The 22,276-nt window shown below is 66.6% G+C and carries 23 protein-coding genes; 14 read left to right on the forward strand and 9 right to left on the reverse strand.

Going from position 1 to position 22,276, the window contains the following annotated elements:
• The first annotated feature begins 42 nt into the window (after nucleotides 1-42).
• From AC5RUU_RS05740 to AC5RUU_RS05780, 9 genes are all read left to right on the forward strand, one after another.
• Nucleotides 43-1,266: a thiolase family protein gene (locus tag AC5RUU_RS05740; protein WP_493974245.1), complete on the forward strand. Its 1,224-nt coding sequence runs from the start codon at nucleotides 43-45 to the stop codon at nucleotides 1,264-1,266.
• Nucleotides 1,266-1,949 carry a 3-oxoacid CoA-transferase subunit A gene (locus AC5RUU_RS05745; protein WP_493974246.1) on the forward strand — a complete coding sequence of 228 codons (684 nt, stop codon included), beginning with the start codon at nucleotides 1,266-1,268 and terminating at the stop codon, nucleotides 1,947-1,949. Before AC5RUU_RS05740 ends, AC5RUU_RS05745 begins: the two co-directional genes overlap by 1 nt.
• Before the next feature lies 1 nt (nucleotide 1,950).
• Nucleotides 1,951-2,628 (forward strand): 3-oxoacid CoA-transferase subunit B, encoded by a 678-nt coding sequence (locus AC5RUU_RS05750; RefSeq protein ID WP_493974247.1) that lies wholly within the window; start codon nucleotides 1,951-1,953, stop codon nucleotides 2,626-2,628.
• Between the two features lie 23 nt (nucleotides 2,629-2,651).
• The gene (locus AC5RUU_RS05755) at nucleotides 2,652-3,467 is read left to right on the forward strand and encodes an IclR family transcriptional regulator domain-containing protein (RefSeq protein WP_493974248.1); all 816 of its coding nucleotides are present in this window, start codon (nucleotides 2,652-2,654) and stop codon (nucleotides 3,465-3,467) included.
• 6 nt (nucleotides 3,468-3,473) lie between these two features.
• Complete coding sequence (locus AC5RUU_RS05760) at nucleotides 3,474-3,806, forward strand: MmcQ/YjbR family DNA-binding protein (RefSeq protein ID WP_493974249.1); 333 nt, start codon at nucleotides 3,474-3,476, stop codon at nucleotides 3,804-3,806.
• A gap of 172 nt (nucleotides 3,807-3,978) precedes the next feature.
• A complete protein-coding gene (locus tag AC5RUU_RS05765) occupies nucleotides 3,979-5,148 on the forward strand; it encodes a Re/Si-specific NAD(P)(+) transhydrogenase subunit alpha (protein WP_493974250.1) in 1,170 nt (389 codons plus the stop codon).
• Complete coding sequence (locus AC5RUU_RS05770; protein ID WP_493974251.1) at nucleotides 5,148-5,465, forward strand: NAD(P) transhydrogenase subunit alpha part 2; 318 nt, start codon at nucleotides 5,148-5,150, stop codon at nucleotides 5,463-5,465. Before AC5RUU_RS05765 ends, AC5RUU_RS05770 begins: the two co-directional genes overlap by 1 nt.
• On the forward strand, nucleotides 5,462-6,835 hold the full coding sequence (locus AC5RUU_RS05775; protein WP_493974252.1) for an NAD(P)(+) transhydrogenase (Re/Si-specific) subunit beta: 1,374 nt from the start codon (nucleotides 5,462-5,464) through the stop codon (nucleotides 6,833-6,835). The genes AC5RUU_RS05770 and AC5RUU_RS05775 overlap by 4 nt, the downstream gene beginning before the upstream one ends.
• A 92-nt stretch (nucleotides 6,836-6,927) precedes the next feature.
• Nucleotides 6,928-7,848 carry a diacylglycerol/lipid kinase family protein gene (locus tag AC5RUU_RS05780; RefSeq protein WP_493974253.1) on the forward strand — a complete coding sequence of 307 codons (921 nt, stop codon included), beginning with the start codon at nucleotides 6,928-6,930 and terminating at the stop codon, nucleotides 7,846-7,848.
• A gap of 56 nt (nucleotides 7,849-7,904) precedes the next feature.
• Here AC5RUU_RS05780 and AC5RUU_RS05785 read toward each other — a convergent pair whose 3' ends face one another.
• On the reverse strand, nucleotides 7,905-8,750 hold the full coding sequence (locus AC5RUU_RS05785) for an ACT domain-containing protein (RefSeq protein WP_493974254.1): 846 nt from the start codon (nucleotides 8,748-8,750) through the stop codon (nucleotides 7,905-7,907).
• Between the two features lie 169 nt (nucleotides 8,751-8,919).
• Between AC5RUU_RS05785 and AC5RUU_RS05790 the strand changes: the two genes are divergently transcribed.
• The 3 genes from AC5RUU_RS05790 (at nucleotide 8,920) to AC5RUU_RS05800 (ending at nucleotide 12,089) form a co-directional block, all read left to right on the forward strand.
• Nucleotides 8,920-9,984: an FUSC family protein gene (locus tag AC5RUU_RS05790; protein WP_493974255.1), complete on the forward strand. Its 1,065-nt coding sequence runs from the start codon at nucleotides 8,920-8,922 to the stop codon at nucleotides 9,982-9,984.
• Between the two features lie 59 nt (nucleotides 9,985-10,043).
• Nucleotides 10,044-10,787: an IclR family transcriptional regulator gene (locus tag AC5RUU_RS05795; protein WP_493974256.1), complete on the forward strand. Its 744-nt coding sequence runs from the start codon at nucleotides 10,044-10,046 to the stop codon at nucleotides 10,785-10,787.
• 114 nt (nucleotides 10,788-10,901) lie between these two features.
• Complete coding sequence (locus AC5RUU_RS05800; RefSeq protein ID WP_493974257.1) at nucleotides 10,902-12,089, forward strand: 4-hydroxybenzoate 3-monooxygenase; 1,188 nt, start codon at nucleotides 10,902-10,904, stop codon at nucleotides 12,087-12,089.
• Here the strand turns inward: AC5RUU_RS05800 and AC5RUU_RS05805 are convergent.
• Nucleotides 12,086-12,622 (reverse strand): TetR/AcrR family transcriptional regulator, encoded by a 537-nt coding sequence (locus AC5RUU_RS05805; protein ID WP_493974258.1) that lies wholly within the window; start codon nucleotides 12,620-12,622, stop codon nucleotides 12,086-12,088. The genes AC5RUU_RS05800 and AC5RUU_RS05805 overlap by 4 nt on opposite strands.
• 56 nt (nucleotides 12,623-12,678) lie before the next feature.
• Here AC5RUU_RS05805 and AC5RUU_RS05810 point away from each other — a divergent pair, with 56 nt between their 5' ends.
• Nucleotides 12,679-13,734: an FAD-dependent monooxygenase gene (locus AC5RUU_RS05810; RefSeq protein ID WP_493974259.1), complete on the forward strand. Its 1,056-nt coding sequence runs from the start codon at nucleotides 12,679-12,681 to the stop codon at nucleotides 13,732-13,734.
• Here the strand turns inward: AC5RUU_RS05810 and AC5RUU_RS05815 are convergent, their stop codons facing one another.
• The 4 genes from AC5RUU_RS05815 to AC5RUU_RS05830 all read right to left on the reverse strand — a co-directional run bounded on the left by AC5RUU_RS05815 (nucleotide 13,735) and on the right by AC5RUU_RS05830 (nucleotide 18,473).
• The gene (locus AC5RUU_RS05815; protein WP_493974260.1) at nucleotides 13,735-15,555 is read right to left on the reverse strand and encodes an ABC transporter permease; all 1,821 of its coding nucleotides are present in this window, start codon (nucleotides 15,553-15,555) and stop codon (nucleotides 13,735-13,737) included.
• Entirely contained in the window at nucleotides 15,552-16,619 is a 1,068-nt protein-coding gene (locus AC5RUU_RS05820; protein WP_493974261.1) for an ABC transporter ATP-binding protein, read from the reverse strand. Before AC5RUU_RS05820 ends, AC5RUU_RS05815 begins: the two co-directional genes overlap by 4 nt.
• Nucleotides 16,620-16,679: 60 nt before the next feature.
• Nucleotides 16,680-17,756 (reverse strand): extracellular solute-binding protein, encoded by a 1,077-nt coding sequence (locus AC5RUU_RS05825; RefSeq protein ID WP_493974262.1) that lies wholly within the window; start codon nucleotides 17,754-17,756, stop codon nucleotides 16,680-16,682.
• Between the two features lie 213 nt (nucleotides 17,757-17,969).
• Nucleotides 17,970-18,473, reverse strand: coding sequence for a GNAT family N-acetyltransferase (locus AC5RUU_RS05830; protein ID WP_493974263.1), 504 nt, complete (start codon nucleotides 18,471-18,473; stop codon nucleotides 17,970-17,972).
• 154 nt (nucleotides 18,474-18,627) lie between these two features.
• On the opposite strand from AC5RUU_RS05830, the gene AC5RUU_RS05835 reads away from it, so the two are divergent.
• Entirely contained in the window at nucleotides 18,628-19,140 is a 513-nt protein-coding gene (locus tag AC5RUU_RS05835; RefSeq protein ID WP_493974264.1) for a MarR family winged helix-turn-helix transcriptional regulator, read from the forward strand.
• Nucleotides 19,141-19,496: 356 nt separating this feature from the next.
• On the opposite strand, the gene AC5RUU_RS05840 is transcribed toward AC5RUU_RS05835, so the two are convergent.
• The 3 genes from AC5RUU_RS05840 to AC5RUU_RS05850 form a co-directional block, all read right to left on the reverse strand.
• On the reverse strand, nucleotides 19,497-20,174 hold the full coding sequence (locus AC5RUU_RS05840; protein ID WP_493974265.1) for a histidine phosphatase family protein: 678 nt from the start codon (nucleotides 20,172-20,174) through the stop codon (nucleotides 19,497-19,499).
• A gap of 126 nt (nucleotides 20,175-20,300) precedes the next feature.
• The gene (purB, locus tag AC5RUU_RS05845; protein WP_493974266.1) at nucleotides 20,301-21,743 is read right to left on the reverse strand and encodes an adenylosuccinate lyase; all 1,443 of its coding nucleotides are present in this window, start codon (nucleotides 21,741-21,743) and stop codon (nucleotides 20,301-20,303) included.
• Nucleotides 21,744-21,794: 51 nt separating this feature from the next.
• Complete coding sequence (locus tag AC5RUU_RS05850) at nucleotides 21,795-22,157, reverse strand: hypothetical protein (protein ID WP_493974267.1); 363 nt, start codon at nucleotides 22,155-22,157, stop codon at nucleotides 21,795-21,797.
• Nucleotides 22,158-22,276 lie beyond the last annotated feature (119 nt).

Below are 22,276 nucleotides of genomic sequence, written 5' to 3' on the forward strand. Positions count from 1 at the left end.
ATCAACTGCTACGTAGTTGGGTCCCAGAGAACCAGAGGAACCATGAACCAGGCTTTTGTGTACGACGCCGTGCGCACCCCGTTCGGTAAGTTCGGCTCCGGCCTTGCTGCGGTGCGCCCTGATGACCTTGCAGCGCATGTCATCAGGGAGTCCGTGAAGCGGGCTCCGGGCCTCGATCCTGAGCGGATCGATGAGGTGGTGTTCGGAAACGCCAACGGCGCCGGCGAGGAGAACCGGAACATCGCCCGGATGGGCACGTTGCTTGCGGGCCTTCCGGTGTCCATCCCGGGCACCACGGTGAACCGGCTGTGCGGGTCGTCTCTGGATGCTGCGATTATCGCGTCCCGGCAGATCAGCGCCGGCGACGCGGACCTGGTGCTGGTGGGCGGTGCCGAGTCGATGTCCCGTGCGCCGTGGGTGCTGCCCAAAACGGAAAAGCCGTACCCTGCCGGGGACCTGACCCTGGCCTCGACCACCCTTGGATGGCGGCTGGTGAACAGGGCGATGCCGAAGGAATGGACCATTTCCCTGGGCGAGGCCACCGAGCGGCTGCGGGAGAAGTACGGGGTGACGCGCCAGGCGCAGGACGAGTTCGCGGCCAACTCGCACAACCTGTCCGCCGCGGCGTGGGATGAGGGCTTCTACGACAACCTGGTGGCACCGGTGCCTGGCACGGACCTGGTCCGCGACGAGGGCATCCGCCCGGGCTCCACCGCGGAGAAGCTCGCGGCGTTGAAGACGGTGTTCCGCAACGAACCCGAGGGCGCCGAGGTGGGCGGCACCGTCACCGCCGGCAACGCTTCCCCGCTGTCCGACGGCGCCTCCGCTGCCTGGGTGGGCTCCGAGACTGCCGCGGGGCTGCTGGGGCTGGACCCGCTGGCGCGCATCGCCGGGCGCGGCGCGCACGCCAATGATCCGCAGTACTTCGGCTACGCGCCCGTGGAGGCGGCGAACAAGGCCCTCGCGAAGGCGGGCATCGGCTGGGACCAGGTGGGCGCCGTCGAACTCAACGAAGCGTTCGCCGCGCAGTCCCTGGCGTGCATCAACGGCTGGGGCATCGACCCCGCCATCGTGAACCGGCACGGCGGCGCCATCGCGATGGGCCACCCGCTCGGTGCTTCCGGCACCCGCATCCTGGGCACCCTCGCCCGGTCCCTGCAGGCCTCCGGTGAACGTTGGGGAGTGGCCGCGATCTGCATCGGCGTCGGGCAGGGCCTGGCCGTCGTGCTCGAAAACGTCACCGCTTCCAAGGGAAAGGACAAGTAATGCTGAACTTCGTAGACACCGTAAGTGAGGCCGTGGCCGGGATCACGGACGGTTCCACGGTGATGATCGGCGGTTTCGGCAACGCCGGGCAGCCGTTCGAACTGATCGACGCGCTGCTGGAGTGCGGTGCCACAGACCTCACGGTGGTGAACAACAACGCCGGCCAGGGCGACCAGGGCCTGGCGCTGCTGATCAAGGAAGGCCGGGTGAAGAAGATGATCTGTTCCTTCCCGCGGCAGTCCGATTCCTGGCATTTTGACGCGAAGTACAAGGCCGGGGAGATCGAGCTTGAACTAGTGCCGCAGGGCAACCTGGCAGAGCGGATCCGGGCTGCCGGGGCCGGGATCGGCGGGTTCTTCACGCCCACCGGGTACGGGACCATGCTGGCCGATGGCAAGGAAACCCGGATCATTGACGGCCGCGGCCAGGTGTTCGAAACCCCCATCCACGCCGACGTCGCCCTGATCAAGGCCCTCAAGGCCGACGGCAAGGGCAACCTCGTCTACCGGAAGACCGCCCGCAACTTCGGCCCCATCATGGCCGCCGCGGCAAAGCACACCATCGTCCAGGTCTCCGAGATTCTCCCCACCGGAAGCCTGGATCCGGAAAACGTGGTCACTCCCGGAATCTACGTCAACAGCATCGTCCGCGTGCCCGGCAACACTTCAGTGAAGGTGGCTTGAGATGAGCACCGCAACATCCATCCAGACCTCCACCACGCCGCTGGGCCGCGAGGACCTGGCCCGCCTGGTGGCCAAAGACATCGCCCCGGGTTCCTTCGTGAACCTCGGAATCGGCCAGCCCACCCTGGTGTCCAACTACCTCACAGCGGACCAGGACATCACCCTCCACACGGAGAACGGGATGCTCGGGATGGGACCGGAAGCCAAGGATGACGAGATCGACGGCGACCTGATCAACGCAGGCAAGATCCCCGTCACCGAACTCCCGGGCGCGTCCTACTTCCACCACGCCGACTCCTTCGCAATGATGCGCGGCGGGCACCTGGACATCTGCGTCCTGGGCGCGTTCCAGGTCTCCGCCACCGGCGACCTGGCCAACTGGCACACCGGCGCACCCGGGGCCATTCCCGCCGTAGGCGGGGCCATGGACCTGGCCACGGGGGCCAAGGACGTCTTCGTGATGATGACCCTGCTCACCCGCGAAGGCGCCTCCAAGATCGTGGAAACCTGCACCTACCCGCTCACCGGCGTCGGCTGCGTCACCCGCGTCTACACCGACAAAGCCGTCTTCCTCACCGGACCCGACGGCGTCACCGTCCGCGAAACCTTCGGCTGCACCCTCGAAGAACTCCAGGAACTCGTCCCCGTCCCGCTCCAGGCGGCCGCTGCCGCGGTCTAGGGACGCCCCTAGGATTGGTAACCATGACAGACGCCGTCCGTACGGACACCCAGCCGGCCCCGCAAGCCAGCGACCAGTACGTACAGTCGCTGGCCCGCGGGCTGGCCGTTATCCGCGCGTTCGACACGGACCACCCGGTCATGACGTTGACGGAAGTCGCGGGCCGGACCGGCCTGACCCGGGCCACCGCACGCCGGTTCCTGCACACCCTGGTGGAGCTGGGCTACGTCCGGACCGACGGCAAGACGTTCGCGCTCACGGCCAAGGTCCTCCAGCTCGGCTATGCGTACCTGTCCGGGCTCTCGCTCCCTCAGCTGGCCCAGCCGCACCTTGAGGAGCTCTCGCTGAAGCTGGGCGAATCCACGTCCGCAGCGGTGCTGGATGGCACGGATATCGCCTACATCGCCCGCGTGACCACCCGCCGCATCATGAATGTTGGCATAACGGTGGGCACCCGCTTCCCGGCGTACGCCACCTCGATGGGCAGGGTCCTGCTGGCCCACCTTCCGCCGGCCGAACTGGAGGCCTACCTGGGCGCGGCGGACATCAAACCCCTGACCCCGCGCGGACTGGGAACCGTACCAGAGTTGCTGGCCGTCCTGGATTCGGTCCGTGCCCAGGGCTGGTGCCTTCTGGACCAGGAACTGGAGCTGGGGTTGATGTCCGTGGCGGCTCCCGTCTATGACGGACCCATCAAGGTGGTGGCCGCCGTCAACGTCTCCCTCCAGGCGCAAACCGTCGCCGCCAAACCGGACCGGGACGCTTACCTCGCCTCCGTGGCGCAGGAGATCGTGGCCACGGCCAAGCTCATCTCGGCAGACCTCGCCGCACGGGGCTAAGCCGCCATGGTCACCGAAGACGACGTCCGTGCAGCAGCCCTGGCTTTCCCGGGCGTTACGGAGCGGCCCAGTTGGGGACAGCCCGCGTGGTTTGCGAAGACCCTGATGGCGCGGATCTGGGAGCCCGGCGTCCTCACGGTCAAGACGGAAGAACGCGAGGCGCTGGCCGGCACCGAGCCGGGAATTTTTTACTGGACCCCGCACCACGAGCGCTCACCACAACTGGTGCTGGTGCGGCTGGCCCGCATCGACAGGACGCTCCTAGGGGAGCTCCTGCAGGATTCCTACCGCCTGGCCGGCGGCCCGAAGTCCGGCGGGCGCCGGGCCACAGCTGAGTAACTGTTTCCACATCAGCCCACCGCCCTACTCCCGCCGCGGCAGCGCGGGCCATAGACTCTAGCCAACTACGTGCAGCAGCGCCGCTCCGCGAAGCCCCGCCCGCAAGGGTAAGGCGCAGGTGCCGGACCGGCCGGGCAGCGCTGCCGCACTCGTCTGTGAGGGGAGTCAGCGGGTGAAACTGGGCATACCGCGGGAACGCCGCGAGGGGGAACGCCGCGTTGCCGCTACGCCGGAATCGGTCAAGCAGCTGGCAGGCATGGGGCTTGGCGTACTCATAGAGGCCGGTGCGGGTGAGGCCGCAGGCCATTCCGATGACGACTACCGGCAGGCCGGCGCCGCCGTTGTGGCCTTGCTGGACATGGGGGAGCTCGATGTCCTGGCCCACGTTCGGCCACTGGACCCGCACACGGCCCTTTCCCTGAAGCCGGGAGCCGTCACCGTGGGGCTCGCCTCGCCGTCGTCCGAACTGGATACCGTGCAGGCACTCGCAGAGCATCACATCACCTGCTTCGCGCTGGAACTGGTCCCGCGCATTTCACGCGCCCAGTCCATGGACGCGCTCAGCTCCCAGGCGCTGGTAGCCGGCTACCGCTGCGTACTGGAAGCGGCCATCCGGCTGCCGCGGTTTTTCCCCCTTTACATGACCGCCGCCGGCACGGTGCCCCCGGCCAGGGTCCTGGTACTCGGCGCGGGCGTCGCCGGCCTGCAGGCCATCGGCACCGCCAAACGGCTGGGCGCCAGGGTCTTCGCGAACGACATCCGTCCCGCGTCAGCCGACGAGGTCGCTTCCATGGGCGGAACCTTCATCCGGCTGGACCTTGAAACAGCTGAAGCGTCCGGCGGCTACGCCCGCCAGCTCAGCACGGACGCCGGCACCCGGCAGCGGCAGCTCCTGGCGCCCCACGTGGCGCAGTCGGACGTGCTTATCACGACGGCGGCCGTCCCCGGCAGGCCCGCCCCTCTCCTGGTGACCCGTGAGATGGTGCAAGGCATGCGCCCAGGTTCTGTCGTCGTCGACCTCGCAGCGGAGTCGGGCGGCAACGTGGAGGGTGTGGTTCCGGGCGCGGACATCGCCGTCCCCACGGCCGACGGCGCCGGGCACGTCAGCCTGATCGGGTTGAAGGACCCGGCCTCGGCGATGGCCTCGGACGCCTCCCGGCTTTACGCCAAGAACGTGTCCAACCTGCTGGCGCTGATGGTGCGTGACGGCACCGTTGCACCCGACTTCGGCGACGAGGTGCTGGCGGGCGCCTGCCTTACCCACGACGGCGGGGTGCGGCACCAGCCCACCGCCGAACTGCTGGCACAGAAAACCCATGCACGGCAGGAAGGGGCGCTCTGATGGATGGAATGAGCCTGCTGACCATCACGGTCCTGGCCGTGTTTGTGGGGTTTGAAGTGGTCTCGAAAGTCTCCAGCACCCTGCATACGCCCCTGATGTCCGGGGCGAATGCCATCCACGGCATCATCCTGGTGGGTGCCATCATTGTTGCCGGCCAGGCAACCGACCCGTGGATCCTCGCCGTCGCACTCCTGGCCGTCGTCCTGGCCACCGCCAACCTGGTGGGCGGATTCGTGGTCACGGACCGGATGCTGCACATGTTCCACGCGAAGAAGGAAGTATCCCGCCCGGCGGCGCCCAAGGCGGGCAACAAATGAGCCTCCTCGATCCCGTTTGGACCTCGCTCCTGTACCTCGTCGCCGCGGTCTTTTTCATCCTGGCACTGCGCGGCCTCAGTTCCCCGCGGACCGCGCGCCGCGGCAACCTCGTCGGGGCACTTGGCGCCCTGATCGCCGTCGTCACTGTCTTCCTGTCCGCCCGCTTGGAGAACGTCCCCTGGATCCTCGGCGCAATAGCCCTGGGATCGGCGGTGGCGGCCCCGGTGGCCCGGCGCGTCAAAATGACCCAGATGCCGCAGCTTGTAGCGCTGTTTAACGGCGTGGGCGGCGGCGCCGCGGCCCTGGTGGCCCTAATTGAACTGGCCCACACGGATGATCCTTGGGTCCGCCTGGCCATCGTCTTCACGCTCCTGGTGGGCGCCATCTCGTTCGCCGGGTCCGGTGTCACCTTCGCCAAGCTCCAGGAGCTGATGACCACCCGCCCGGTGGTTTTCCCGGGACTCCCTGTGGTAATGGCCACGGTGCTTCTCGCCGCGGTGGCGGCCGCCGTCGTCGTCATCCTCTCCGGTTCCCCTGTGCTGGCGGTGCTGCTCCTTCTACTGGGGCTGGCCGCCGGCGTCCTGCTGGTGCTGCCCGTGGGCGGCGCCGACGTCCCCATCGTCATCTCCCTCCTGAATGCCTTTACCGGCCTGGCCGTCGCCGCCAGCGGCGTGGTGCTGGGCAACGTCCTCCTGGTGGTTGCCGGAACGCTCGTGGGCGCCTCGGGAACCATCCTTACCCGCGCCATGGCGGCGGCGATGGGACGCAGCGTTGCCGGCATTCTGTTCGGAGCCTTCCGGGGAGGTTCGACGGCGGGGTCCACCGCCGTGAGCGAGCGTCCCGTCCGGTCTTCCAGCCCCGAGGACGTGGCTGTGCTGCTGGGATATGCGCAGCGGGTGATCATTGTCCCCGGCTACGGCCTGGCGGTGGCGCAGGGCCAGCACACGGCGGCGGAACTGGCCGATGCCCTGGAAGCGCGCGGCATCGATGTCGATTTTGCCATCCATCCAGTCGCCGGCCGGATGCCGGGGCACATGAACGTGCTCCTGGCCGAGGCCAACGTGCCGTACGAATCGCTGAAGGAAATGGGCGAGATCAACCCGGAGTTCAAGACTGCTGACGTGGCACTGGTGGTGGGTGCCAATGACGTGGTGAACCCGGCAGCAAAGACCTCCTCCGGCTCGCCCATCTACGGCATGCCCATCCTGGAGGTGGCGGACGCCCGGCAGGTGGTGTTCCTGAAGCGGTCGATGCGTCCGGGGTTTGCGGGCATCGAGAATGACCTGCTGTACCAGCCGCAGACGTCCCTGCTCTTCGGTGACGCAAAGGACTCGCTGGCGCAGGTGCTCGGGGCAGTGAAGGCCCTGTAAGCGGCCGATGCGCCACAGCCTGCTCCGTAGCCTGCCCGGGGCAGGCTACGCTTCTTTCAGAAGCAGCCTTTCCATTTCCAGCGAAGGACACCATGACTGCCCACAGCTCCACCTCTCTTCAGCGCGCTGCCGTCATCGTCAATCCTGCGAAGCCGGTGGACATTGACGTGCGCGGTCTGGTAGCCAAGCACTGCGTGGAGAACGGCTGGGGCGAGCCATTGTGGTACGAAACCACGAAGGAGGACCCGGGGGTCGGCCAGGCGAAGGACGCCCTGGCCGCGGGGGCGGACATCGTCATCGCTGCCGGTGGCGACGGGACGGTGCGGTGCGTGGCTGAAGTTCTCTCTGGCGGCGACGTGCCGATGGGCCTGCTCCCGCTGGGCACCGGAAACCTGCTGGCCCGCAACCTGGGCATGGACGTCACTGACTACGACGGCGCCATGGCCGGGGCACTGATTGGAACCGAGCGGAAGATCGACGTGGTCCGTGCCCGCCGCAGCGATCCCGACAGGGAGCAGCTGTTCCTGGTGATGGCCGGGGTGGGCTACGACGCCACCATCATGGCCGACACTGACGAGGAGCTTAAGCACAAGGTCGGCTGGCTGGCTTACGTGGACGCCGGCATCCGCAACCTGCCGGGCAAACCCGTCCGGGCCACCATCGTGATTGACGGCCGGCGGGCGGTGCGCCGCGGGGTCCGCAGTGTCATGGTGGGCAACTGCGGCAAGGTCCAGGGCGGCCTGGAGATCTTCCCTGAGGCCAAGATGGACGACGGACTGCTGGACATCGCGGTCCTGGCGCCGCATCACGGCCGGCTCGGCTGGCTCTCGGTGATTGCCGGAATGATTGGCAAAGGCCGGGGCAAGGACACCGCCGTCGAGTACTTCCAGGGCAAGACCGTGGAAATCACGCTCGAACACCCTGACGATTACCAGCTGGACGGTGACCACGAGGGCAAGGGCAAGCACGTCCTGATGACCATGGTCCCCGGCGCCCTGACCCTGCGGATGTAGCCCCGCATGTAGGTAGCACTAGATGTCCTTTTGGGGCCTCAAAACGACATCTAGTGCTACCTGGTTGGGCGGGGCGGGGCCCGGTGCGCCAGGATCTCCGCGAGCTCTGCGAGCCGGTGGGCGCGGGCCGACTCGGCCGGCGTGAACGGTTCGCCGGGACGGACGAAGGTGATGGGACCGTGCCATGCGGTGGGGATCTTGAGTCGGGTGCCGGCGTCGTCCGTGTCTCGGGCCATGCCCTCCTCGGCCGGGGTGAGGATCCTGGCCCGCAGCAGTTCCGCCACGGCAAGCGGCAGTTCATCAGGCGCATCCGCAATCCGGGCTGCAAGGCTGAGCGCCCGGGTCTGGCCGTCCGCCATCGCCAGGCTGGTGGTGGACCACACCTGCGGGGCTGAACCGCCGGCGTCCAGCAGCGCCTCCAGAAGCTCGCGCTCACCGACGCCGCCCGGCGCGGCAAGGACAAACTCGTCCAGGACACCGCCCGGCACCGGATGGACATGGATGCTCAGGATGTTGGTGCCGGTGCGGGCCAGCGCCCTGGTGACCCGTTCCAGCGAACCGGGCTCGTCGCGCAGGATGGTGCGCGCCCGCCAGAGCGCAGGCGCCGCACTGAGCTTCCTGCGGAGCCGCAGCGCCGGGGCGTGCAGCCAGCGCCGCAGGATCCGGGTGGCCGAGGGCTCCGCCACCCAGATCACCAGGACGGTGGCGGTGACGGTCAGGACCAGCACCTTGGCAAAGTAGGGGAGCTGGGTACCCACCACCAGGGCATGCACCAGGAGTTCGATGGGGAGCATCACGGCGACGTTCGCCAGGGTCAGCCGGGTCTTGGTCGGTTCGGGCATCAGGCCGCAGACTTCGCAGCTCAGTTCGGCGGCGGGGAAGTTCGGTGCGCGTGGCGTCATGGCATAAGCATCACGGGGCGCTGTTTCGGCGGCATTGCCTGCTGATTCCATTCAAGGGAACGCGCCGGGCAGGTTTCAGGCCGGGGCCGTAGGATTTAGCAGGACCGTCAGCGCGGCCGCCCGCTGGAAACCTCCACCCGGAAACTGCAGGAAAGGCGCCACAGTCCACGTGAAGATGCTCGCTGAGATGTTCAGCATCGCCCCCGGCAACAAGGACCACCACCCCGCCCTGAGGTGCGCGGTGGGGGTCTTCGTTCCGCTGCTCACCCTGGTGCTGCTGGGACGGCTGGACCTGGCCATCTTCGCCTCGTTCGGCGCTTTCACCGGAATCTACGGGCGCGGGGAACCGCACGGGGTCCGCTTCTCACTGCAGCTGCGGGCCGGCGTGCTCATGCTGGTGGTGATCCTCCTGGCGTCGCTTGCCGCGCGGTTGGAGGCGGCGTGGGGCCTGGACGGTGCCGCCACTACCTGGCTCCTGGTGCTGGCCACCACCCTGGTTGCCGGCGCCTGCTCGGTGGCCATTTCCTGGCTCCGGTTGCGGCCGGCCGGTTCCCTTTTCCACATTTTCGCCTTCGCTGCCATCGCGTCCATCCCCAACCAGCCCGCGCTGTGGCAGGGGATGCTTGTCTCCGTGCTCACCACGGCGTTCTGCCTGCTGATCGGGTTCTCCGCCAGGGTGCTGCCGAGCCAACGGACGCCGTGGACCCGCCCCGCGCCTATCCGCCGCACCCCTTACGAAAGGCGCGCGGCGTGGCTGGAAGGCCTTGGCTACCTCGTGGCGGCCGGGCTGGCCGGGGCCCTGGCCACGTGGGCGGGGGACTGGCTGGGATTCGGCCACAACTACTGGGCCATGGTGGCGGCGGTGGTTCCGCTGGTGGGCCACACCACCCGGCACCGTATCCGCCGCGGCATCCAAAGAATTATCGGCACCGTACTGGGCCTGGTGATCCTTGCGGGCATCGTGCTGCTGGAACTGCAGCCGTGGCAGACGGTGCTGGTGATGGCACTTTGCCAGTTCGGTGCGGAAATGTTCATCATCCGCCAGTACCTGCTGGCCCAGGTTTTCGTGACACCCCTCGCCCTCATCTCCACGCTCCTGGTGGTTCCGTCCTCCCCCGGCATCCTGCTCCGCGACCGCATCATCGAGACGGTGATCGGAGCTGCCGTCGGCATCGCCGTGGTTGTGGCACCCGGCGTGTGGCGCCGTTTCCGTCAACGGACGACGGCGGCCTGACCGCCCTTCCCGGCGCGGTACGCTGGGTACCACAACCATTCAACGGAAGCTGGTGCGGCGTGGCGAACTCGAGGTCCGGTGATTCCGTAGTGGACCGGATCGTCCGGCTCATCTCGGCTTTTCCGCAGGACGTCACTGCCCTTCAACTGTCCGAACTGGCGGTCCGCGCGGACCTGCCGCTGACCACCACGCACCGGCTGGTGCACCAGCTGGCCGATCACGACCTGCTGGAAACCGCGCCGGGTGGACTGGTCCGGCCGGGGGTGCGCCTGTGGGAACTGGTCAACAGGACATCGCCCACCCTGGCCCTGCGGCAGGCGGCCATGCCGTTCATGGAGGACATCCAGCAGGTCCTGAACCAGAACGTGAACCTTGCGGTCCTGGACGGGTGGGAGGCGCTGTTCGTTGAGCGGCTGTCGCGGCGGGGTTCGGTGGCCAACCGGGCCCAGGTGGCCGGGCGCATGCCCGTCCACATCACCTCCGCGGGACTGGCCCTCATGGCGCACCAGGACAAGACGCTGCAGGCCCAATACCTTGCCCAGTTCAACGACCCCGAGGGAAAGGTCACGGCGGACGCCCTGCGCGGGCTGCTCAGCGAAACGGCCCGGCAGGGCTTCGCCCAGTTGAAGGGCGTGGTGGACCCGGACACCTGGGGCATCGCCGTCCCCGTGCTCAACCGCCGGCAGCGCGCTGTGGCCTCGCTCGGCGTCGTGGTTCCCCTGCACGAGATGCGCCTGCAGGCCCTGGTGCCCGCCCTGCAGACCGCGGCCCGGGGCATCGCGCGCGGCCTCGGCGACTCCTAGAATCCCGTTCAACGGAATTGCTGTTACGGCGGTCACCGCAGCTGCCGCACACTGGTGCCGGAACCAAGCACTCCGGCACCGCAGCGCGGGCCCCGCACCGAAGCGAGACGAACCATGGCACGAAACATCATCTCCACCCAGGTGGTCATCATGGGGGCCGGTCCGGCCGGGCTGATGCTGTCCCACCTGCTGGCCAAGGTCGGCATCGATTCCACGGTCATCGAGGTCCGCAGCCACAAGGAAATTTCAGAGACCGTCCGCGCAGGCATTTTGGAGCACGGCACGGTCAACATGCTCGTGGACAGCGGAGTCTCGGACCGGGTGCTGCGCGACGGCGACCGGCACGACGGCATCGAACTGCGCTTCAACGGTGAGAGCCACCGTGTGGACTTCAAGGACCTCGTGGGGGAGTCCGTCTGGCTCTACCCGCAGACCGACGTTTTCACGGACCTCGCCGCGCGCAGGAAGGCCGACGGCGGCGACGTCCGCTACAGCGTCACGGACACTGTAGCGCAGGACCTGGAGGGCAGGCCGAAGGTCTGGTTCACCGACGCCGACGGGGCGGAGTACGAAATCCAGGCAGACTTCCTGGTGGGCGCTGACGGCTCACGCAGCCACTGCCGCTTCCAGATCCCGGAGTCCCACCGCAAGTGGTACTTCCACGAGTACCCGTTCGCCTGGTTCGGCATCCTGGCCGAAGCCCCGCGGAGCTCCGATGAGCTGATCTACGCCAACTCGGCCAACGGGTTCGCCCTGATCAGCCAGCGCACCGACACAGTCCAGCGAATGTACTTCCAGTGCGACCCCAAGGAGAACGTGGCCGAGTGGGACGATGACCGGATCTGGGCCGAGTTCCGCAGCCGGGTCAACGGCAACGGCTTCGAGCTAAAGGAAGGGCCGGTCATTGAGAAGATGGTCCTGCCGTTCCGCAGCTTCGTCCACACGCCCATGCGCCACGGCAACCTGTTCCTGGCCGGAGACGCGGCGCACACCGTACCGCCCACCGGGGCGAAGGGCCTGAACCTGGCCATCCATGACGTCAAGGTCCTCTTCGAAGGGCTGGACAGCCACTACAACTCCGGCTCTGACCGGCTGCTGGAAACCTACAGCGACCGCGCGCTGGAGCGGGTGTGGAAGGCGCAGCAGTTCTCCTACTGGATGACCACCATGCTGCACACCCCCGCCGACGCGGACGATTTCACCCGTGCCCGCCAGCTCGGCGAGCTCAACTCTCTGGTGTCCTCCCGCCACGGAATGGCCTACCTGGCCGAGGCGTACACCGGGTGGCCGGGCGCAAGCTAGGCAAGCAGGCGCCGGATGGCGGCCGCAATGGCAGTTGCTTCCGGCTTCTCATCCCGCCTGACCGTCAAAAGATGAAGCAGGACACCGTCGCCGTAATCCGCCACATCCCGTGCCCGGACCGGCGCGTCCGGAACCCCCAGGGCGGTAAGAGTCTGTTCCAGGCCACCCACCAGCAGGTAGTGGCCGGCAGTCACTGCCTCGGGATGGTCCAGCGAGAGAGCCAGCCGTGCCCGGGTGAGTCCCGTGTGCTGCCCGGCTAGGGCAAGGACCATCGCTGCCAGTTGCCCGGCCAGTTCCGTGGTATTGGACGGCGGGCCCGCCGGCCCGACGTTTCGAAGGAGTTCCGCATCGAGATGCAGCAGGCGGTCCAGCACCGCCTCAACGAGGGCGGCGCGGTTGCGGTAGTAGTTGGACGTGGTCCCCTCCGCCAGTCCTGCCGCCGCATCCACCGCACGATGGGTGAGGCCCTTCATCCCCTTGTCCGCCACAACGGCCAATGCAGCATCTAGCAACTGGGTGCGACGGTCGGGCATGAAGCCAGTCTAGTTATATTCTTTCGATTTACTACAAAAGTAGTAAGATGGCGGGCATGGAAACGATCTCGATCGTGGGAGGCGGCATCGCCGGGCTTGCGCTCGCGGCATGCCTGGACCAAAGCCGCTTCCGGGTTACTGTCTACGAGAAGCGGCCGGACCTGCCCACCGTGGGCACCGCGTTGGGAATGTGGCCGAACGCCCAGCGTGCACTGGCGCGGCTGGGGATCCTCGGTGAGGCTCGGACGGTCAGCCCCGTTATTGGCAGCGGCTCAGTCCGTAACGCTGCCGGTGAACCGTGGGTGACCCTGGATGCCAACGGAATGTTCGCTGTCTCCAGGAAAGACCTGCTGAGGCTCCTGGACTCGGCTGTTCCGGGCTCGGTCCAGCGCGTCACAAGCCATGTCCAGCGTCCTCCGGCTGCTGCCGGCCTGGTGGTGGGCGCTGACGGCGTCCACAGTGTGGTCCGCCGCGAGGTCTGGGGTGCCCGCACCGCTGCCAGGCTCACGCCCTACCTTGCCGTGCGGGGAACTGTGCCTTTCCCTGCCAGTCCGGACGACGTGGGCGAGTACTGGGGCCGCGGCGACCTGTTCGGCATCGCCGCCGCCCCGACCGGCAGCTTCTGGTACGCCAGCTACCGCTCCGGGCTTGGCCCCCACGGGATCGACAAGGTGTCAGTCCTGGGACAGGCACGGGAGCGCTACGCCGGGCATGCGCCGGCCATCCGCCAGGTCCTGGCTGCCGCGACTCCCGGGGACTCGCTGGTGCAGCGCATCTGGACAGCCCCGCCGCTCGGTACCTTCGTCCGCGGCAGGACCGTGCTCATCGGCGACGCCGCGCACGCCATGATCCCCAGTCTTGGCCGTGGCGCCTGTGAATCGTTGGTGGACGCTGTAACACTGGCCGACCTCCTCAAGTCGATGCCGGAAGACCAGGCGCTCCACGCTTACAACAGGCAGCGCCGGCTGCGGACCCGCGCCCTGAGCGTGGCGTCCGCGGCGCTCCTGCGTGTTGCCCTGGCCGACGGCGCCCAGCCACTCCGGGACCGCCTGCTCAACCTGGCCCGACGGCGGAACCAGAGGGCCGTCGTCGGAAGCCGTCCTGCAGGCTGATCAGCGCACGGGCGCGGCGGGAAGCTTGCTGTCCCCACCGGAGGAGGACGCAGCGGCGGGCAGCGGAACTGCCGCCGACGAGGCAGGAGGAACCGCAGGCAGGCGCTTCTTTCCCGCTCCGCGGCGGGCGGAGCGGCCGTACACCAAGTACATGGTGACGCCGGTAATCAGCATCAGGAGCACTGTGTAGACGAAGGTGTTGGCAATCCCTTCCACACCTTCTGCGCCATCGGTGTTGGCCTTGATAACCAGGCCCAGCGGCTGGACCAGCGGGTGGGCCAGGAAGATGGCGGTGTCGTAGTCGTCCAGCAGGCTGTTGAAGTTCAGGGCGGTGATGGCGGCGGCCGCGGGCAGTACCAGCGGCAGGAGGATCCGCCGGAACACATAAAGCGTCTTGGCCCCCATGATGGCCGCTGCTTCCTCCAGCGAGGAGTTCACCGACGCAAAGGACGCTTTGAGCATGCGCAGGGTGAAGGGGATCTTCACTGTGACGAAGGCGATCAGCAGGATCACCGTGGTCCCGGTAAGTACCGCTCCGCCCACAAGCGGATTTGGGTGGTCGTAGCTGATGATCAGGCCGAGGGCAAGCAGCGCCGAGGGCAGGATCCAGGGGATGTGGAGCAGGTACTCGAAGAGCGACGCCACCCAGTTCTTGTACCTCTGGAGCAGCCGCGCCACGAACAACAGGCCGCCGACGGCGATGAGGGCAGCCAGCGCGCTGTACACCACACTGACGATGAAGGGCCGCAGCCCGGACGGCTGGGTCAGGACCCGGGCGTAGTTCTCAATGGTCAGGCTGCCCAGCGAGAGCTGGCCGGTCTGGATGGCGGCGCCGTCCGCGAACGAATAGAGGACGATCAGCACCACCGGAAGCGTGTACACCGCAAAGAGCAGGTACGCCACGGCGTGGACGGCGGCGTTGGCCACGGGGCTGGTGATCTGCTGCTTTTGCAGTTCCGAGGACACCTTGGACACCGAGAAGTACGTGCCGCCCTTCTCCATCCGGGTCATTACGGCGAGCATCAGCACGGTGGCCAGGCCCAGGATCACTGCCAGGAGTGCGGCGAGATCACGGGACGTGGGGCTGTTGGTGAAGGTCAGGATCATCGGCGTGATGGTCTGGAAGTCGCGTCCGCCCAGCACCTGCGGGGCGCTCAGGGCACCCAGGCCGGTGAGGAAGGACAGTATGGTCACTGCGAACAGCGTCGGCTTGAGCATGGGCAGCACGATGCGCCGCAGGATGGTCCACGTGGAGGCGCCCAGGTTCCGCGCTGCCTCAACGGTCTGGTAGTCAATGCCCTTCAGCGCGTTGGCTACGAACAGCATGTGGTTGGTGGTGGTGGCAAAAGTCATCACTACCAGGACCGCGAAGAACCCGGAGAACCACGCCGGGTCCATGCCGGGAAACACTTTCAGCAAGAGCGACGTGACAATTCCCTTGTCCCCGTAGATGAACTTGTAGCCGGCAGCCAGCACGATGCCGCCGTAGATGAAGGTGGATGCGTAGCCCAGGAAAAGGATCCGCGAGCCACGGATCCGGAAGTAGTGCGTCACCAGGACAATGAAGATGCCCACCACGTTGACGGTGATGGAAAGCGCCACCGCCAGCAGGAAGCTGTTGCCCAGCGCCTTCATGGCGCGCTGCGACGAGAACAGCTTCTCCGCGGCCCGCCCGGAGAAGTTGCCGTCCGGAAAGAAGGTGGCAATCAGGACGTTCACGTTGGGCCACACCAGGAAGGCCGCTATAAACCACGTGAGCACCGCGCCCACCACCAGCACGAACGGGGAGCGGGCCATGGTTCGGATGGAAGCGCTGCTCATGGCAGGGCTGCCGCGGGATCCTGCTGCCGCAGGGCAACCCCCGTTTTCGGATGGTACTGCAGGATGTGTGCCGGCTGGAGGTAGACGGTGGTTTCCGTGCCGGCCTCCGGGTGGGCCGCGCCGTCCTCCCTGACCAGCAGGCGGATGTCCGCGCCGTGGCTGCGGACCACGTACCGGCTGTGCAGGCCATGGTAGGTGCGGGAGACAACCTTTCCGGGAAGGCCGACGGCGCCGCGGCCGTTCACGGGCATGTCCAGTGACGCCTTTTCCACGCGCAGGTAGGAGCTGGCACCCGTGCTGAGTCCGGCATCCGAAAGGTTGTTCACCCCGGCGACGAACTCGGGCGTCAGGGCTGAGCTGTCTCCAATGAAGTTGCAGACGAATTCAGTGGCGGCATGGTCGTAGATTTCCTGCGGCGTCCCCACCTGCTCCACCACGCCCTTGTTGAACACGGCCACCCGGTCGCTCATGGCCAGCGCCTCGTCCTGGTCGTGGGTGACGTAGACGGTGGTGATGCCGAACTCGCTTTGCAGGTCCTTGAGCTGCTGCCTGAGCTGGTGCCGGAGCTTGGCGTCCAGGTTGGACAGCGGCTCATCCAGCAGCAGGATCTTGGGCCTCAGCACCAGGGCACGCGCCACCGCAACCCGCTGCTGCTGCCCGCCCGACAGCTCCGCCACATTCTTGGCCAGCTGCTCATCGCTCAGCTCCACGCGCCGGGCGATGTCCCGCACCAGGCGGTCACTGTCCGCTGGTTTCTCCTTCCGTACCTTCAGCCCGAAGGCGATGTTCTCCCAGACGCTCATGCTGGGGAAGAGGGCATAGTTCTGGAACACCATGCCCACCTGGCGCTTGTCGCTGGGAAGCCGGGTGACGTCCTTGCCGTCCACCCGGACGGTCCCCTTGGCCGGCTGGATGAAGCCTGCCAGGGTGCGCAGCGCCGTCGTCTTACCGCAGCCGGAGGGCCCCAGCAGGGTGAAGAATTCACCGGGCCGGACGTGCAGGTCCAGGTTGGGAATGGCGGTGAATTCGCCAAAGGTAACTTCGATGTTGTCCAAGCGGATCATGGCAAAACCTGTCTGGTGGAGCGGCCCAAATCGGAACGGATAGCTGCCGGGAACCCCGGGCTACGTCATGTACTCCAGTTCGATCTTTTCCACCCAGGCGCCCATGTTCTCCTGCACGAAGTCCCAGTCGATGTCCTGCTGCTTGAGGTCCGCGAAGAAGTCCACCACTTCGGGGTTGGCCTGGGCCGCGGCGGCCTTGTTGACCGGCATGGAGTTGAACTGCTTGGCGAACTGCCCCTGCACATCCGCACTGCCGAACCAGTCGATGAACTTCTGCGCCTGTTCCTTCTTTTCGGTGCCCTTGACCAGTGCAATCTGTTCGACGGCGAGGGGGACGCCCGCGGACGGGATGACTGTTTCGACGTTTACTTTGAAGGACTTTTCCCGTTCGGCGATGATCGAGGACGGCATCTGCCCCATGTCCACCTCGCCGGAAGCGATGCGGGCGAAGAGATCAGTCTTGGCGACGGCGGGGCTGCCGTTCTGGAAGTACTGCTCCACCTGTTTCCAGCCCTCGTCCGAGATGCCCAGGTCGCCCGAGTCGTCACGGTAGCGGCTGAGGATGCCGGCGAAGACGAGCTGCGCTGTGGCGGTGCCAAGGCCGGTTACCCGCTCGTAGCGGTCCTTGAACTCATCCTTGGTCCACAGGTCCGTCCAGTCCTGCGGGGCGGCGTCCCTGGAGATCTTGTCCGAGTTGTACCCCAGCATGATGGCCTGCTTGACCAGGGGCCAGTACGTTTCCCCGTCGGCCAGTTCTTTGTCCACCTCGCCTGCCCAGGACGGCTCGTAGGGTTCCAGCACGTCCTCTGCCTTGAGCTGGGAGAAGTACATGTTGTTCAGCCCGAAGGCCACGTCGGCAATGGGGTTGTTCTTCTCTGCGATGAGCTTGTTGGTGGCGTCTGCACCGCCGGCACCGACGATCTCGATCTTGATCCCGGCCTCGGCTGCCTTGGTGGTCACCCATTCACCCCGGCCTTCGCCGTTGGAGTTGGTGTACACCACCAGGGTCTCGCCGGAACCACCGGCAGGGGCTGAGGAGGCTTCGCCGGAGGCGGCGGGCGAAGGGGTGCCCCCGCCACAGCCTGCAAGGAGGGTGGCGGCGACGGCGGCGGCAACCATAGTTTGGAATTTACGCACGATCAGGACTCATTTCTGACTGGAACCGGAGCATGTCCGCACAGCCTATAGCCGGGCATGGGGAATGCGGGGCTGTTATTGCTATCGATTCGATAAACAGCCGGGCTGTTCAATGTGGTCCAGTCCCGAGAACTGATGGAAGCGTCGTGGTAAACGGCGGGTGAAAGGTCAGCCTTGGCTTACAGTTTCCGTGAAGTGGTGGCTGGGCGGCTGCTAGGCCATGGCGGTGTGTGCGGCACTCTGTGCGTTGATGCTCTTGGCGTAGCAGTACGAGTGCTCGACGCCCACGTAGGACCCGAAGTTTGGCACCGGCTCGAACCCGGAGTTCTGGTAGAAGTTCCGCCCGTCAGGCTGGGCCGAACCGGCTTCCGCCTTGATGCGCGTGATTCCCTGCTTGAAGGCCTCCGCCTCCAGCGCTGCGAGGATGGAGCTGGCCACCCCCGAGCCGCGCGTATAGGGAACAACGTACAGCCGCTTGATCTCCGCTGTTGACGGGTCCAGGAGGCGAAGGCCCCCGCACCCCACGGGCTGGCCCGATCCCTTGTCATAGGCCACGAGGAAAACGGCGCAGTCAGCGCCCGACGGCGGCGTGCCGGGTTCGTGGTCCGTGGTGCCAAAGCGGGCATCAAGTTCGGCCTGCTGCGCTCGCCGCAGGTCCGCCCCTACGGGGTGGGACCAGGAAACCTGGCGGATGTTCAGCCTTGGATTGGTCTGCATAGTTGCCTCGATTCGCCGGAGGGTTATGCACTAAAAGGCTAGAAGCCCGCGGTTACGCCGGTGTTTCTTCCGGGTAAGGGACCGGATAACACGCCAGGCTGTGCGGAATAGGGTTACTTGGCCGCCTAGTTATCAGACCGTCTAAAATATTCTCATGGTTTCCACAGGTAACGAAGGCTCCGGCTACTGGTACGGCCCGGATGGGCAGCTGGACTACGGGGCAGCCGTCCTGAAATCCCTGCGTGACTACCGGGCGGCGGAGACCACAATGCGCCGGTCAACCCGGGATTCCATGGGGATGGGTGAAACTGACCTTCTGGCCTTGCGGTACCTACTGCGCGTCCAGGCCTCGGGAAAAACGGTGGTCCCGAAGGACCTGAGCCAGTTCCTGGGTATTACCAGCGCCTCCACTACCTCGCTGATCGACCGGCTGGCGGCAAGCGGCCATGTGCGGCGGGAAGCCCACCCGTCAGACCGGCGGTCCGTCGTCGTCGTTCCCACGGTGGAATCCGATAGGGAGGTGCGGGAAACACTCGGCGCGATGCACAGCCGCATGATGGCAGTTGCCGAAAGCCTGACCGCCGACGAGGCGCGGGTCGTAGTGGCGTTCATGGAGAAGATGGCCGAGGCGGTCAGTGCGCCTGAGGGCCGGCACAGCCATAAGTAGTTAGCAGGACTAGCTAGTTAGCCTAGTAATATGTAGGCTTACGATCAGTCTAAACGAACTGTCCGATGGAGTCGTGAGCACGTTGATCACTTTTACCGAGGTTTCACCTCAGCGAAGCAGCGGGATCCACTGCGGAGTGCCCATGGAGTTGGTGACTCCTGCCATCGGGCGCCCTGCGGCCGGCTACACCTTCGAGCAGGAAGGCGCCCGAGCGGTCGAATTGCCGCCAGTGTGGCGCTGCCGGTGCGGATTCCAGCTTGACGCCTGGCGCCCCTCCGCCCCTGCTGCCGCTTATACGGAGGTTGCCGTCAGGTCGGGCTGCCCCTGCCCGGAAACAGCCGGCTGAGTATGCGGGCCTAGGCCCCGGCCGCGTCCCTGCCCATGGGGTCCTCCGCCGTCGGGTCGGCCAGCGCCAGCCCGCCGACCGGACTTCCGTCCCAGTGGATCAGCTTCCAGCCGGCATCGATATCGCCTTCAAGGGCCACGATTCCCGTGTTTGCCAGCACGTGGCGCGCAGCGAACTCATGGTCCGCGTCCTTGGCGCGGCGCCCGGCCCAGGTGCGGATGGCGGCGCCGTGGCTCACCACTGCAGCGGTGCCGTGCTGCTCCCGGGCCGCCCGTTCGGCTACCTTCGCTATGGCTGCGTCGAAGCGTTCGAAAAAGGCGTGGCCGTCAGGTCCCGCCGGCATGCGCCGGTCCAGGTCTCCGGCCGCCCAGGAGATTACTGTCCCCATGTACCGCTTGTGCGACTCGTGGTCGGTGAGTTTTTCCAGGGAGCCCGCCTCGATCTCGTGCAAGCCGTCCAGCACTTCCACGTCGAGGCTGCGCAGCTTGCCCAGCGGCGCGGCCGTGATCTGGGTCCTGATCAGCGTGGAGGCGTACAGTGCCTCGATGGGCTCGTTGGCCAAAGACCGGGCCATGGCCTCGGCCTGCCGCTCGCCGAGTTCCGTGAGACCGGGTCCCGGGTGGGCCGTATCCAGCTGGCCGAGGACGTTGCCGGGGGTCTGTCCATGGCGGATGAGCAGGAGCTTCATGCACTCCAGTTTCGCACTCCGGGCACCGAACGGCAGGCTCAGCCCTTCCAGCCCGGCAACGCGAAGGCGCCGGGCCTTACCAAGCCCGGCGCCGCCGTCGTAATTCTTCTGCGTCCTGCGGTGCGGCTACTTGAGGTGGTCCACCAGCTGGTCCGCGATCCCCGTGTATTTGCCGGGCGTCAGCGCGAGCAGGCGCGCCTCGGCGTCGGCGGAAAGGCCGAGGCTCTGCACGAACTCCCGCATGCGGGCGGCGTCCACGCGCTGGCCGCGGGTGAGGTCCTTGAGCCGCTCGTAGGGGTTCTCCATACCCTTCACGCCGGCAACAGCCTCTGCCCGCATGACCATCTGGATGGCTTCGCCCAGGACTTCCCAGTTGGTGTCCAGGTCCCCAGCCAGCACGTCCTCGGCAACGTCCAGGCGCTCGAGCCCCTTGGCAACATTGGAGATAGCCAGCAGCGAGTGGCCGAATGCCACGCCTATGTTGCGCTGGCTGGAGGAGTCCGTGAGGTCGCGCTGCCAGCGGGAGGTGACCAGCGTGGCGCCCAGCGTGTCCAGGAGGCCGTTGGAGATCTCCAGGTTCGCTTCCGCGTTTTCGAACCGGATCGGGTTGACCTTGTGCGGCATGGTGGAGGAGCCGGTAGCGCCTGCAACCGGGATCTGGGCGAAGTATCCGATGGAAATGTAGCTCCAGATGTCCGTGCAGACGTTGTGCAGGATGCGGTTAAACCGGGCAACGTCCGCGTACAGCTCGGCCTGCCAGTCGTGGCTTTCAATCTGCGTAGTGAGGGGGTTCCAGGTCAGCCCCAGGCCTTCCACGAATGACCGGGACACCTGCTGCCAGTCGGCACCGGGAACGGAGGCAACATGGGCGGCGTAGGTTCCGGTGGCGCCGTTGATCTTGCCGAGGTACTCGGTCCTTGCGATCCGGTCCAGCTGCCGGTTCAGGCGGTGCGCGATGACCGCCAGCTCCTTGCCGAGCGTGGTGGGGGTGGCCGGCTGCCCGTGCGTCCTGGAGAGCATGGGAACGGAGCGGTTGTCCTCCGCCATCTTGCTGATCTGGGCAACGAGGGCGCGGGCCGCGGGCAGCCACACGTCCTCCACAGCGCCCTTGACCCCGAGGGCGTAGGAGAGGTTGTTTATGTCCTCCGAGGTGCAGCCGAAGTGCACCATTGCCGTCAGGTTTTCGATGCCGATGGCGGGAAGCCGCCGGCCGATGTAGTACTCCACGGCCTTTACGTCGTGGACGGTGACGGCTTCGATGTCGGCCAGTTCGGCCACGGAGGCGGCGTCGAATTCGGTGACGATGGCGCGGAGCTGGTCCTGCTGTTCCTGGGTCAGGGCGGCGGCTCCGGGAAGCACGTTGTTGCTGGTCAAGTGGATGAGCCATTCAACTTCCACAGCCACACGGTCCCGGTTCAGGGCGGCTTCGGACAGGTAGTCGACCAGCGGGGCGACGGCGGACTGGTAGCGGCCGTCAAGGGGGCCGAGTGCGATCTTTTCCTCCGACGCGGCGAGGGCCAGGCGTCCTGAGGGCGTACGTGTATCAGCTGTGGCGGCAGTTTCAGGCATGAGCTGATTCTTTCACGAACTGCAGCGGCCCCCGAAGCGTGCCCATCGAGGTTACTTGTCCACATAGCTGACGGCGGTGCTGAAGTTGGTGCCAGGGTTTCCGTAGCGTGGGCGCATCAGCAAAAGCATCCCGCCGAGGATCGGGAATGGGGGAGCGGCATGGGGAATGACTTGGGCGGCAACGTCTACGGCTTTGCCGCGCAGCGCAGCCTGGAAGTGCAGGAGTTGGCAGCGAGGCTGGCCCTTTGCGACGCGCGGGCCGAGGAGGTACTTGCCGGTTTGCGGGACGTTGAGTTGGCGCAATGGCAGTCGCCGGCCGGACGGGCCTACCGGCATGCCGTAAGCCTCCAGGCGGCGGCGATGCGCCGGGTCATCGATCAGCTCCATGAAGCGGTGTCGGCAGTTAATTGCCATGCGCGCGCAGTCCTGAACTCCGAATGTACTTCCAGCGGTTCCTACTGATGGCAGAGGTAACCCCGTCCGGCACCGGAGGGAATATCCACTTATCCCGTTCCGCGACGGACGGGAACCTC

The sequence above is a fragment of the Arthrobacter sp. K4-10C genome (assembly GCF_059090085.1).